Annotated in this window: 10 protein-coding genes; 7 read left to right on the forward strand and 3 right to left on the reverse strand. The window is 35.3% G+C overall.

What is annotated here, in order from left to right:
* The first annotated feature begins 487 nt into the window (after positions 1–487).
* Positions 488–904, forward strand: a complete 417-nt coding sequence (locus AC3IS6_RS19195) for an acyl-CoA thioesterase (protein ID WP_489161741.1) — start codon at positions 488–490, stop codon at positions 902–904.
* A gap of 108 nt (positions 905–1,012) precedes the next feature.
* On the opposite strand, the gene AC3IS6_RS19200 is transcribed toward AC3IS6_RS19195, so the two are convergent.
* Both AC3IS6_RS19200 and AC3IS6_RS19205 read right to left on the reverse strand, forming a co-directional pair.
* Positions 1,013–1,705, reverse strand: coding sequence for an SIMPL domain-containing protein (locus tag AC3IS6_RS19200; RefSeq protein WP_489161743.1), 693 nt, complete (start codon positions 1,703–1,705; stop codon positions 1,013–1,015).
* A 53-nt stretch (positions 1,706–1,758) separates the two neighbouring features.
* The gene (locus AC3IS6_RS19205) at positions 1,759–2,397 is read right to left on the reverse strand and encodes a rhomboid family intramembrane serine protease (RefSeq protein ID WP_173964600.1); all 639 of its coding nucleotides are present in this window, start codon (positions 2,395–2,397) and stop codon (positions 1,759–1,761) included.
* A 113-nt stretch (positions 2,398–2,510) separates the two neighbouring features.
* On the opposite strand from AC3IS6_RS19205, the gene AC3IS6_RS19210 reads away from it, so the two are divergent.
* Positions 2,511–3,383, forward strand: a complete 873-nt coding sequence (locus AC3IS6_RS19210; RefSeq protein WP_489161745.1) for a lysophospholipid acyltransferase family protein — start codon at positions 2,511–2,513, stop codon at positions 3,381–3,383.
* Between the two features lie 77 nt (positions 3,384–3,460).
* On the opposite strand, the gene glmM is transcribed toward AC3IS6_RS19210, so the two are convergent.
* Entirely contained in the window at positions 3,461–4,849 is a 1,389-nt protein-coding gene (gene glmM, locus AC3IS6_RS19215; RefSeq protein WP_263361383.1) for a phosphoglucosamine mutase, read from the reverse strand.
* Between the two features lie 184 nt (positions 4,850–5,033).
* On the opposite strand from glmM, the gene AC3IS6_RS19220 reads away from it, so the two are divergent.
* The 5 genes from AC3IS6_RS19220 to uvrA all read left to right on the forward strand — a co-directional run bounded on the left by AC3IS6_RS19220 (position 5,034) and on the right by uvrA (position 13,169).
* Positions 5,034–5,621 carry an acyl carrier protein phosphodiesterase gene (locus AC3IS6_RS19220; protein WP_489161747.1) on the forward strand — a complete coding sequence of 196 codons (588 nt, stop codon included), beginning with the start codon at positions 5,034–5,036 and terminating at the stop codon, positions 5,619–5,621.
* A 52-nt stretch (positions 5,622–5,673) separates the two neighbouring features.
* Complete coding sequence (ggt, locus tag AC3IS6_RS19225; protein WP_489161749.1) at positions 5,674–7,359, forward strand: gamma-glutamyltransferase; 1,686 nt, start codon at positions 5,674–5,676, stop codon at positions 7,357–7,359.
* Between the two features lie 76 nt (positions 7,360–7,435).
* The gene (locus AC3IS6_RS19230) at positions 7,436–9,220 is read left to right on the forward strand and encodes a chloride channel protein (RefSeq protein WP_173964594.1); all 1,785 of its coding nucleotides are present in this window, start codon (positions 7,436–7,438) and stop codon (positions 9,218–9,220) included.
* Between the two features lie 63 nt (positions 9,221–9,283).
* On the forward strand, positions 9,284–10,237 hold the full coding sequence (locus AC3IS6_RS19235) for a Fic family protein (protein ID WP_489161751.1): 954 nt from the start codon (positions 9,284–9,286) through the stop codon (positions 10,235–10,237).
* A 100-nt stretch (positions 10,238–10,337) separates the two neighbouring features.
* Complete coding sequence (gene uvrA, locus AC3IS6_RS19240; protein ID WP_489161753.1) at positions 10,338–13,169, forward strand: excinuclease ABC subunit UvrA; 2,832 nt, start codon at positions 10,338–10,340, stop codon at positions 13,167–13,169.

A 13,169-nucleotide genomic window follows, 5' to 3' on the forward strand; every position in this document is an offset into this window, starting at 1 on the left:
CAATACAGATAATTTAAATCTTAATTTATTGAGATTTAAGCCAAAGTATTTAACCTGTATTGCAAATTTATCTTTCAAATCTAATCCTAACCCAAGTGTTATTTTTATGTTATATTATTATCAAATGATATTATATTATTGTTTTTTGCTCTAATCTTACTTTTTAACACAATTAATCTTCATTCTTACAATTAAAAACAAAATATGTAAGTGTTTTTTTTCGTTTAAAAAGACACTAAAAATCAGCGGTTTAATTGGTTCTGAAACTTTATGCTTTTTCTATTAATAAGCTCAAATTTTAAATGCTGACAACTTCACTTCGTACTATCGAAAATTGTAGTACGCTTTCAGATTTGAATTCTCCTATTCTAAATTAAAAGTTTATACTTTAGATCTATTTTTACGTGAAAACTATCTAAAAAAACAAGAATCATATCGTAATAAACTGTAAGGAAATACGTTTAACACATTCTAACTTTAATTATATATGGAATATTTAAAAAATTACACTGTTGCAGAAGGACACATAGACGTACAAGGCATTATGGACGGCTTATATTACCCATTTTATATGGAAGAATGCCGTCATGCCTTTATAAAAGATATTTTAGGTTTTGATTTTGTACAACAGGCAGAAAACGGCGTGTTTATGGTTTTATCTGAATACAGTATAAAATTTATCCGGTCATTAAAAAAAGGCGATAATTTTGATGTTAACTGTGCTGTTTATACTGATGCTCAAGGATTACCCCGTTTACATTTCAAACAATCAATCATAAAAAACGGAAAGATAATGGCTTCAGCAGTATTTACAGGAACCTGTATTCCTGCTGCGGGAGGCAGACCTTATTTGCCTGAAGAACTGAAAGCAAATTTTAAGGATACTCCTTCCCTGCAACTATAGACTTGAGAAATTCTAAACATTTTCACCACAATAAACAAAAAATCCCAAACTCCAGTTTTAAATTGGAATTTGGGATTTGTAATTTGAGATTTTTATTTTTTTTTAAATCTAGTCTAACACAAAACTTACACTTACGTTTGCTGTAATTTCAATTTCTCCAATTGCAAGCGTTTCATTTTCAGCACCACCGTTAGTATCCATAGCCATTGATTTCATAGCTGCATACATTGGTCTTGGATTGTACACCTGAGAATTGTCTGAGATTGTAATAGCTTTACCAACTTTTTGTCCTAAAACCGAAACATAATCTTCTGCCTTTGCCTTAGCATCTTTAATCGCTAATTTACGAGCTTCTGATTGATATTGCGCTAATTTAGAAGATTCAAAAGAAACATTATCCAAACGATTGATTCCTTGTTGAACTAAACCTTCCATTACTTCATCGTATTTAGATAAATCTTTCAATACAATTTCTACAGTCTGAGTAGCATTATAATTTGTTTTCTTTTTTTCGTAATCGTATTGCGGATTAAGCGAAACTTGCTTCGTTTTGTAATCAGCAACAGGAACATTCATTTTTTTAATGAATTTCAAAACAGCGTCGATTTTTTCGTCGTTTTGTTTTTTGACATCTTTAGCATTATTCCCTTTTGTCTCAACCGTAGCTGAAATACAAACCTGATCTGGTGCTATTTTTATCTTTCCTTCTCCATTTACATTGATTTGAGGAATTTGTTTGGTTTCTTGTGCGTACGACATAGACATAAACATGATTGTTAAAAATAATACTACTTTCTTCATTTTTGTTATATTTAAATTATTTGATTAGTGACCTTTCAAAAGTTGTGCCATTGTTACAATTTTCCCAATTTGGCCATTACGAAAAGGATCAAAATTGGGATTGCCAACAATATCACCATCATGCTATGATCTACAAATAAGGAAGGTTCTTTGATCAAAGTTATCAAATATCCTCCAATAGCACCTCCAAAATGCGCTGTATGTCCGATATTATCATTTTTAGCCTTCATTCCGTATATCGAATACAATAAATATAAAATTCCAAATAAATAGGCTGGCATTGGTATGACAAAAAAGATACCCAACATCATATCCGGTTGTAATAATATCGCAGAATATAAAACTCCCGTCACCGCACCCGACGCTCCTACAGCTCTATAACTATAATCGTTTTTATGAAACAGCATTGTTAATAAACTTCCAAATATTAAACTTCCGAAATAAATCAACAGAAAAGAAAAATTACCCAGCCATTGCAGTACCACCGGAGCAAAAAACCAAAGCGTAAGCATATTAAAAAGTAAATGCATCATATCGGCATGTAAAAAACCAGATGAAAGCATTCTTATTTGTTCTCCCGAGCGAATACTTCCTACATGAAACTCATATTTTCTAAAAAAAGCAAGATTGTTGAAACCCTGATAACTAATCAAAACATTGGCAACTATAATTCCAATCAAAATGGTATTCATAAAAAACATTTAATGTGAATTGTAAATATAGTCATTCTTAAACATATGTTAGCATCAATCCAAAATATCGATCGTAATTCATTTTTGCTTTATATTTGTAAAAAAAACAATACATGCAATTTCTCGTTTATATAATAGCCTATCCTTTTCTATGGCTTATCTCTATTCTCCCATTCCGAATATTTTACTGGTTTTCTGATTTTGTCTGTTTTCTGATTTACAGAATCGTAGGCTATCGTAAAAAAGTAGTACGAGAAAACTTAAAACTTACTTTACCACATTTAAACGATGCTGAGCGAAAAGAAATCGAAAAGAAATTCTATAGCCACATGTGTGATATGTTTCTGGAAATGATCAAAACGATGAGCATTTCGCCTGAAGAGATGGAAAAAAGATTTAAGACTACAAATATTGAGCTTGTAAACGAGTATGCAAAAAAAGGTAAAAGCACCATTCTGGTAGCTGCGCACTACGCCAGTTATGAATGGCTTTTAACTATGAACACAAAAATTGCTTTTCAGGGTATAGCGGTCTATAAAAAAGTGGCCAATCCATACTTTGATAAATTGGTTCGAAAAATACGTTCTAAATACGATACCGAATTGGTTGAAACCAGAAAAGCAATTCCAACAATGGCTCAAAACCAACGTGACGGAATTTTAAGCATGTATGGTTTAGCAAGCGATCAATCGCCAAAACTGGATCGAATTTTTCACTCGATGAAGTTTATGGGAATCGAAGTTCCAGTGCATACAGGTGCCGAAATGCTGGCCAAAAAATACGATCTAAGTGTTATTTTTGTAAAAGTAAAAAAAGTAGCCAGAGGTTATTATGAAGCTACCTTTGTACCGATAGCAGACAATCCAAATGATTATGAAAACTTTGATATTACTGAAAAGTACTTAAGAGAAGTAGAAAAACAAATTTATGAAGCCCCTGAATTCTATTTATGGACACACAAAAGATGGAAACATCGTATTGAATAATTCAGCGCTTACACCAAATAAAAAACACCTTTTTCATTGACGAAAAAGGTGTTTTTTGTTTATAAACGATCCAAAACTTAGATTCCTGCAATCGCTTTTATTTCATCAATGATTCGAAGTGCCAATACGTCGGCTTTTTCCTGAGAAGGAGCTTCTGTATAAATCCTAATGATTGGCTCTGTGTTAGATTTTCTTAAATGAACCCATTCTGTAGCAAAATCAATTTTCACACCATCAATTGTACTGATATCTTCATTTTTGTATTTTTCGGTCATGGCTTCCAAAATTGCATCAACATCAATTTGCGGTGTTAATTCAATTTTATTTTTACTCATATAATATTCAGGGTAAGAAGCTCGTAATGCCGAAACTGACATTTTTTTATTTGCTAAATGTGTCAGGAATAAAGCAACTCCTACCAAACTATCTCTTCCGTAATGAGATTCAGGATAAATAATTCCACCGTTACCTTCACCTCCAATAATAGCATTGTTTTTCTTCATTAACGCTACTACATTTACTTCACCTACAGCACTTGCTTCATATTTCCCGCCATGAGCAACGGTTACGTCGCGCAAAGCACGTGACGATGACATGTTTGAAACCGTATTTCCAGGAGTTTTACTCAACACATAATCCGCACAAGCTACCAAAGTGTATTCTTCTCCAAACATTTCTCCGTCTTCAGAGATAAATGCTAAACGGTCTACGTCCGGATCAACAACAACACCTAAATGTGCTTTCTCTTTCACAACCAGTTCAGAAATATCCGTTAAATGTTCTTTTAACGGTTCCGGGTTATGAGGGAAATGCCCGTTTGGTTCGCAGTATAATTTTACAACTTCAACGCCCATTAATTCTAGTAATTTTGGAATAATGATTCCTCCAGAAGAATTTACTCCATCAACTACTACTTTAAATTTCGCAGCTTTTACTGCTTCAACATCTACCAAAGGCAAGTTTAAAACCTCGTCGATATGGATATCCATATAGGCGTCATTTATGGTAATTTCACCCAAACTGTCCACATCCGAGAAATCGAAAGCTTCTGCTTCGGCAATTTCAAGAATTTTAGCGCCTTCTTCTCCGCTTAAGAATTCACCTTTTGCATTCAGCAGCTTTAAAGCATTCCATTGTTTTGGATTGTGAGAAGCCGTTAAAATGATTCCTCCATCTGCCTTTTCTAAAGGAACAGCTACCTCTACAGTTGGTGTAGTAGAAAGCCCAAGATCAATTACATTAATTCCTAAACCTATTAAAGTATTCACTACAAGGTTATGAATCATTGGCCCCGAAATTCTGGCATCACGACCAATTACTACTGTAAGTTTTTCTTTTGATGTATTGTTTTTCAGAAAAGTTCCATATGCCGATGCAAATTTCACAGCATCAACAGGAGTCAGGTTATCTCCTACTTTTCCACCGATTGTTCCTCTTATTCCTGAAATTGATTTTATTAAAGTCATTTTTGTGAGTTATGGTTATTTTTTGTCACAAATATAGAAAAGTTACTAAGATTCTAAGTTGCTAAGGTTCTAAGTTTTCAGATTTTAAATACGAAGTGATCTATCATTCCTTAAAACGATGTCAAAAAGTTTTCATACTTTTACTAAAATAACTTAGTTTCTTAGAACCTCAGGACCTAAACAAATGAATTTCCTAGCCCATATATATCTTTCCGGCGAAAATGATCTGATCAAAATTGGCAACTTTATGGCCGATGGAATTCGTGGAAAACAGTTTGAGCATTTTCCTGAAGATGTTCAAAAAGGTATTCTCTTACATCGTTCTATAGATACCTACACCGATTCGCATGATGTTTTCAGACAAAGTACCAAACGTTTACACGAAAAATACCATCATTATGCCGGTGTTATCGTAGATATTATTTACGATCATTTCCTTGCAAAAAACTGGGAAAAGTACTCCGATGAAAAATTGGATCGTTTTGTTAACCGATTTTACAGATCTTTGCATGAAAATTATCCTATTTTAACAGAAAAGACACAAGACTTAATGCCTTATATGATCAAACAAAACTGGCTTTTAAGTTATCAGTCTGTTGAAGGAATACACCAAATTTTAACTCAGATGGACCGAAGAAGGTCTAAAAACCAATCCAATATGCAATTTGCCAGTGCAGAACTAGTCGAATTCTATCCGGAATTTGAGCGTGAATTCACACTCTTTTTTGAAGATATCAAAAGTCACTCCAGCCAAAAATTACTTTCTCTTTAGTACCGCTTTTTACAGAAAAAGCACCAATATTACATTTTAATTTTACATCAGCATGAAAAAAATAACTTTCTTAGTTACCCTAATCTACATTAGCTGTACCGCGCAGCAAAACCCAATAAAACCAACAGGACTTGTAGTTTCAAAAGCCATGGTGGTATCGGCACGTGCAGAAGCTTCAAAAGTTGGAGCAGACATCATGAAAAAAGGCGGTAATGCCTTTGACGCAATGGTCGGTACTGAGCTGGCTTTGGCTGTTGCATTCCCGTATGCTGGAAATATTGGCGGTGGTGGTTTTATGGTTTATCGAAAAGCAAATGGCGAAGTGGGCTCACTGGATTATCGAGAAAAAGCACCTCTTGCCGCAACAAAAGATATGTTTCTGGATAAAGATGGAAATGTCATTAAAGGAAAAAGTACCGAAACAGCTTTAGCAATTGGAGTTCCGGGAACTGTGGCCGGGGTTTTCGCTGTTCATAAAAAACTAGGATCTCTCCCGATGTCCGAAATATTAAAACCTGTTATTGCCCTTGCCGAAAAAGGTGTAATTGTAACCTTAAAACAGCAAAAGCAACTGGAAGCTTATCATGACGCCATTGTAAAAGTAAACGGTCCGAATACACTTATGGCCGGAAAATTCAAAGAAAACGACACCATCAAATATTCTGCTCTCGCCAGCACTTTAAAGCGCATTCAAAAGAATGGAAAAGATGAGTTTTATAAAGGTCAAACTGCTAAAACCTTAGTAAATTATATTCAGAAAAAAGGAGGCATCATAACGCTTAAAGATCTGGAGAAATACGAGGCCAAATGGAGAAAACCATTACAGTTTGATTATAAAGAATTAAAAATCACTTCGATGGCACCACCAAGCAGTGGTGGAATTTGTCTGGCTCAAATCATGAAAATGATTACTCCTTATGATTTATCCAAAATGGGACATAATTCAGTAGAATCCATTCAGGTTATTGTTGAAGCCGAGAGAAGAGCTTACGCTGACAGAAGTCAATTTTTAGGTGACCCTGATTTTGTAAAAATTCCAATGAAAGCTTTGCTATCTGATACGTATTTAAAAGACAGAATGTCGAGTTTCAATACCGAAAAAGCCAGTTTATCCTCTGAAATAAAAGAAGGAAAAGTAACATACAATGAAAGTACCGAAACTACTCATTATTCTATCGTTGATGCACAAGGAAATGCTGTAGCTGCAACTACCACAATAAATGACGCATTTGGATCTAAATATTACTGTGACGAGCTGGGTTTCTTTTTAAACAATGAAATGGACGATTTTAGTGCAAAACCTGGATCTCCTAATATGTTTGGTTTAGTAGGAAATGAAGCCAACAGTATTGCACCGCAAAAAAGAATGCTAAGCTCAATGACTCCAACGATTGTCGAAAAAAACGGAAAACTGTTTATGGTGGTAGGTACTCCGGGCGGATCGACTATTATCACTTCTGTATTACAGGCAATTTTAAATGTATACGAATACAATTTAAGCATGCAGGAAGCTGTAAATGCTCCCCGTTTTCACCACCAATGGCTTCCGGATCTGATTACATTTGAACCTAACGCCTTTAGCAATGTTACGATTGACAAACTAAAAGCAAAAAACTATCTGATCAATGAAAAAAATGCTCCTGTAATTGGCAAGCTGGATTGTATCCTGATTCTCCCAAACAATTCTCTTGAAGGCGGTGCTGATTTTCGCGGTGACGATACAGCGGTTGGTTTTTAATATTAGTTCTCTATTTTCGTGAGTTTTCAAACATTATAGACTAAATTTGTATTTTCCCTAACCTTTTACAAACAGCATGCTAAAAAAATATTTTAGAAAACTAGAAAACATTATCGCTTTAGGACAATCGTTAATGACTCCAAAGCAATTTATTTTCCTGTCAAGCGTTTTAATTGGTATCTCCTGCTCTCTGGCAGTAATTGTTTTAAAAACTTTTGCCCATAGTGTTTTTTCATTCGCCACTTATATCAACGGAATTTTAAAACTGAGTTTTATTAACAGTATACTTCCAATTATTGGTATTGTACTTACTGTTTTTGTTGTCAAAAGAGTTCTAAACGGTAGCATCGAAAAAGGAACATCACAAATATTGTATGCTGTTGCAAAAAAAGCGAGTATTATTCCCAGAAAACAAATGTATGCCCAAATCGTTACAAGTTCCTTAACGGTTGGCTTGGGAGGTTCCGCGGGTCTTGAAAGCCCCATTGTGGTTACAGGGGCCGCTTTTGGGTCAAATTTTGCTCAAAATTACAGATTACCTTATAAAGACCGGACTTTACTGATTGGCTGTGGTGTTGCAGCTGGAATTGCCGCTGCTTTTAACGCTCCTATTGCCGGAGTTCTTTTTGCAATTGAGGTTTTGCTGGTAGATGTAAGTATTTCAGCTTTTACTCCTATCATGATTTCGGCCGCAACAGGGGCTTTAGTTTCGGCTATTGTTTTGGACGAAACGATTTTATTATCCTTTAAAAAACAGGAAGCATTTAATTATCATAATATTCCATTTTACGTACTTTTAGGAATTTTAACCGGTTTTATGGCCGTTTATTACGCCCGAAATTTTCAAAGAATTGAGCATTATTTTGCCAATCTAAAAATGGGAGCCTACAAAAAAGCATTAATAGGAGCTTCGTTATTGGCCTTACTAATTTTTGTTTTCCCAACACTCTTTGGAGAGGGTTATGAAAGTATAAAAACACTATCCGAAACCGATCCCGGAAAAATATTAAACAATACCCTGTTTGAAGATTTCAGAAACAATCAGTGGGTTTTATTATTATTTGTAGGATGTACTATGATGGTCAAAGTTTTTGCCTCGGCATTAACTATTGGTAGCGGTGGAAACGGTGGTAATTTTGCACCTTCCTTATTTCTAGGATCTTATTTAGGTTATTTTTTCTCTAAATTCATTAGTCTTATCGGTTTATCAAAACTGCCAATCAGTAATTTTACAATGGTTGGAATGGCGGGAATTTTAAGTGGATTGTTTCATGCACCTTTAACCGCTATCTTCTTAATTGCTGAAATCACGGGAGGTTACAGCTTAATGATTCCACTGATGATTGTATCATCAATCAGTTTTGCAATTTCAAAACGTTTTGAAAAATATTCACTAGACGTTAAAGGTCTTGCTAAAAAAGGACACGCTTTTACAAGCAATAAAGATTCAAATATTTTATCAACTTTAGATATCGACACCATTATTCAATGTGACTATCTAACAGTACATCCAGAGGAGAACTTAAGCAAACTGGTCGATCTTATTTCCCACTCCAACCAGGTGGTTTTTGCAGTTGTAAACAATGAAAAAGAGCTTGTTGGTATTGTTCATTTTAACGATATAAGGGAGATTATTTTTAACTCTTATCGTGTCAAGTACACTTTAATTAAAGACGTCATGAAAACGCCGGCAGCTACCATTTCTTCTACTGACAGTATGGAAATTGTAATGAGCAAATTTGAAATATCAAAAACAGCATTCCTTCCCGTTATCCGAAACGAAAAATACTATGGCTTCATCTCCAAATCTATAGCACTTGAAGCCTATAGAACCAAACTGCGTTCTATGACAATTGAGTAGCCTTAATATCGGATAGGTTATTTTTTTGAATTATCCGATATTAAGAAGTACCTTTGGCAAGTAATGTGGAATATAGACTTAACATATAGAACTGAATTTCAATCAACATTTGATCGATTGTATCAAAAAAGGCTCGATCTGCAAAACAGCAGACCACTGCCCAATATTGCTTTGCATAAAATTCGAGAGAGTTTATCTTTAGAATGGACATACAACTCGAACAGCATAGAGGGAAACACCATGAGCTTGCGGGAAACCCAAATGGTCATCCAGGAAGGCATTACCATCAAAGGAAAATCACTTCGGGAACATTTTGAAACCCATAATCATGATAAAGCTATTGATTATCTATATCAAATTGTAGACGATACGTACAAACTTCGAAGCATCGATATTTTCTCTATTCACGGATTGGTTTTACGTTCTATTGAAGATGATTTTGCCGGTCGTTTACGCAACGGAGGTGTCCGCATTTCCGGAGCTAATTTTATGCCTCCCAATGCAAACAAAGTTTCAGATTATCTTGATGAACTAATCGATTTCATCAATACAAATCCATTAGAGCTGAACGATATTGAACTAGCTACGATTTACCATCATAAACTAGTTTGGATTCATCCTTTTTTTGATGGAAACGGACGTACAGTTCGTTTGAGTATGAATTTATTACTAATGCGTTGTGGTTTTCCGCCTGCCATTATTCTTAAAAACGATCGAAAGAAATATTATGAAGCACTCAATCAGGCTAATAACGGTAATTATCAAAAACTAACCCTTTTGATGTGTCAGGCTTTGGAACGTAGTTTAAATATTTACCTAAGTGCAATGCCCGGCAATGATTATGATTACCAGAAAATATCTGATATTGTAAGTGAACCAGAAACTCCATACGGTCAGGAATATGTAAGTTTACTAGCCAGAACAGGCAAAATAGACGCTTATAAAGAAGGCCGAAACTGGTACACCACCAAAGAAGCCATCGAAGAATATATGCTTACCCGAAAAAGAAAACGCTAACTTTGGTTAGCGTTTTTTGTTACTATTTGTAACATAAACTTTTGCACTCCAGTATCAAAAGAACAAATCAAAATGGTAACTTTGCTTTTTGCTCAAATTTATGTTAGAAAAAGACAATACTATTGAAGTTCTTGGTGCAAGAGTTCATAATCTAAAAAATATAGACATTTCAATTCCGCGCGAAAAACTGGTTGTTATTACCGGTTTATCAGGCTCGGGAAAATCATCTTTGGCATTTGATACCATTTATGCCGAAGGACAGCGTCGTTATGTAGAAACTTTTTCGGCTTATGCCAGACAGTTCCTTGGCGGCTTAGAACGTCCCGATGTAGATAAAATCGATGGACTTTCGCCCGTAATTGCAATTGAACAAAAAACCACCAGTAAAAGCCCACGTTCTACCGTAGGAACTATTACTGAAATTTACGATTTCCTGAGGCTTCTTTATGCTCGTGGTGCCGACGCCTATAGTTACAACACCGGCGAAAAAATGGTTTCCTATTCTGACGAGCAAATTAAAGATTTAATCATTCAGGATTTTAATGGAAAGCGCATCAATATTCTGGCTCCGGTAATTAAAGCCAGAAAAGGACATTACGCTGAATTGTTTCAACAAATTACCAAACAAGGATTCCTAAAAGTACGTGTCAATGGGGAAGTTCAGGATTTAGTTTCCGGAATGAAACTGGATCGTTACAAAACACACGACATAGAAATTGTGGTCGACAGAATGTTGATCGAAGATAATGAAGACAACCAAAAACGTCTGGCCGAAAGTATCAATACAGCGATGCATCACGGCGAAAATGTTCTGATGATTTTGGATCAGGACACTAACGAAGTGCGTTATTTCAGTAGAAATTTAATGTGCCCTTCAACTGGTATTTCGTATCAAAATCCGGAACCTAATTTATTTTCTTTCAACTCCCCAAAAGGAGCTTGTCCGCATTGTAATGGTTTGGGAACTGTACATGAAATCAATGTCAAAAAAATTATTCCAAATCCTAAATTATCAATAAAAGCAGGTGGTTTTGCTCCGCTTGGTGAATACAAATCATCCTGGATTTTTAAACAATTAGAGGTTATTGGTGAGAAATATGGTTTTAAGATAACAGACCCTATTGAGAAAATTCCGGAAGAAGCCATGACTGTTATTTTACATGGTGGAAAAGATAAATTCACGGTAAATTCAAAAGATCTTGGCGTTACCCGAGATTATAAAATAGATTTTGAAGGAATTTCTCATTTTATCAAAAATCAATACGATGAAAGTGCTTCAACAACTATCAAACGTTGGGCAAAAGATTTCATGGACGAGGTTAATTGCCCAGTTTGTGAAGGCTCCCGTTTGAAAAAAGAAGCTTTGTTTTTCAAAATCAATGATAAAAATATCACAGAGCTATGTGATATGGATATTTCTGATTTAACAACCTGGTTTCAGGATCTAAATACGCACTTAACCGACAAACAACTTTTGATTGCCTCAGAAGTCGTTAAAGAAATCAAGGACCGTTTAAATTTCCTAATGAATGTTGGCTTGAATTATCTGGCATTAAGCCGAAGTTCAAAATCACTTTCAGGCGGTGAAGCACAGCGTATACGTCTGGCGACTCAAATTGGATCACAGCTGGTTGGTGTTTTGTATATTCTGGACGAACCAAGTATTGGTTTACATCAAAGAGACAACGAAAAACTAATTAAATCATTAGAACAATTACGTGATATTGGAAACTCGGTTATTGTGGTGGAACATGATAAAGACATGATTGAAACTGCCGATTATGTAATTGATATTGGCCCAAAAGCCGGTAAATATGGCGGAGAAATCATCAGCATTGGGACTCCGGCAGAAACATTAAAATCCAACACCATTACTGCTCAATATCTGAACGGTAAAATGAAACTCGAGATTCCGAAGGAACGTCGCAAAGGAAATGGCAAGTCCTTAAAACTAACGGGAGCAACAGGAAACAACTTAAAAAATGTTTCTATTGAACTGCCTTTAGGACAACTGATCTGTGTGACGGGAGTTTCAGGAAGTGGAAAATCAACTTTGATTAACGAAACGCTTTATCCAATTTTAAATGCTTACTATTTTAATGGTGTTAAAAAACCACAGCCCTATAAAAAAATTGAAGGACTAGAACATATCGATAAAGTAATTGATATCGACCAAAGTCCGATTGGAAGAACACCACGTTCTAATCCGGCGACCTATACCGAAGTTTTTACAGAAATCAGAAACCTGTTTACTATGACTTCCGAAAGTATGATTCGAGGTTATAAAGCAGGACGATTTAGTTTTAACGTAAAAGGTGGACGCTGTGAAACCTGCGAAGGATCTGGCGTGAGAACCATCGAGATGAACTTCTTACCTGATGTTTATGTAGAATGTGAGACCTGTCAAGGCAAACGTTTTAACAGAGAAACACTGGAGATTCGATACAAAGGAAAATCCATTTCCGATGTTTTAAATATGACCGTTGATGAAGCGGTTCCGTTTTTCGAGAACATTCCGAAGATTTACAGAAAAGTAAAAACTATACAGGATGTTGGTTTAGGCTATATTACCTTAGGTCAGCAAAGTACAACATTGTCAGGTGGTGAAGCGCAACGTATTAAACTGGCTGGAGAACTGTCAAAAAAAGATACCGGAAACACTTTTTATATTCTAGACGAACCGACAACTGGTTTACATTTTGAGGATATTCGCGTTTTAATGGATGTCATAAATAAATTAGTGGATAAAGGAAATACAATTTTAGTAATCGAACATAACATGGACGTTATTAAACTTGCGGACTATATTATCGATATTGGTCCAGAAGGCGGAAAAGGCGGCGGACAATTGATCGCTAAAGGAACTCCGGAAGAAGTTGCGAAAAGCAAAAAAAGTTACACCGCTAAGTTTTTGAAAAAAGAATTGGAGTAA

The sequence above is a fragment of the Flavobacterium sp. KH_035 genome, from assembly GCF_057839565.1.

Coding starts and splice junctions, on each gene's coding strand:
- AC3IS6_RS19210 (WP_489161745.1), top strand. CDS start 2,511: ATGCAATTTCTCGTTTATATAATAGCCTATCCTTTTCTATGGCTTATC.
- glmM (WP_263361383.1), bottom strand. CDS start 4,849: ATGACTTTAATAAAATCAATTTCAGGAATAAGAGGAACAATCGGTGGA.
- AC3IS6_RS19205 (WP_173964600.1), bottom strand. CDS start 2,397: ATGAATACCATTTTGATTGGAATTATAGTTGCCAATGTTTTGATTAGT.
- ggt (WP_489161749.1), top strand. CDS start 5,674: ATGAAAAAAATAACTTTCTTAGTTACCCTAATCTACATTAGCTGTACC.
- AC3IS6_RS19195 (WP_489161741.1), top strand. CDS start 488: ATGGAATATTTAAAAAATTACACTGTTGCAGAAGGACACATAGACGTA.
- uvrA (WP_489161753.1), top strand. CDS start 10,338: ATGTTAGAAAAAGACAATACTATTGAAGTTCTTGGTGCAAGAGTTCAT.
- AC3IS6_RS19235 (WP_489161751.1), top strand. CDS start 9,284: ATGTGGAATATAGACTTAACATATAGAACTGAATTTCAATCAACATTT.
- AC3IS6_RS19200 (WP_489161743.1), bottom strand. CDS start 1,705: ATGAAGAAAGTAGTATTATTTTTAACAATCATGTTTATGTCTATGTCG.
- AC3IS6_RS19220 (WP_489161747.1), top strand. CDS start 5,034: ATGAATTTCCTAGCCCATATATATCTTTCCGGCGAAAATGATCTGATC.
- AC3IS6_RS19230 (WP_173964594.1), top strand. CDS start 7,436: ATGCTAAAAAAATATTTTAGAAAACTAGAAAACATTATCGCTTTAGGA.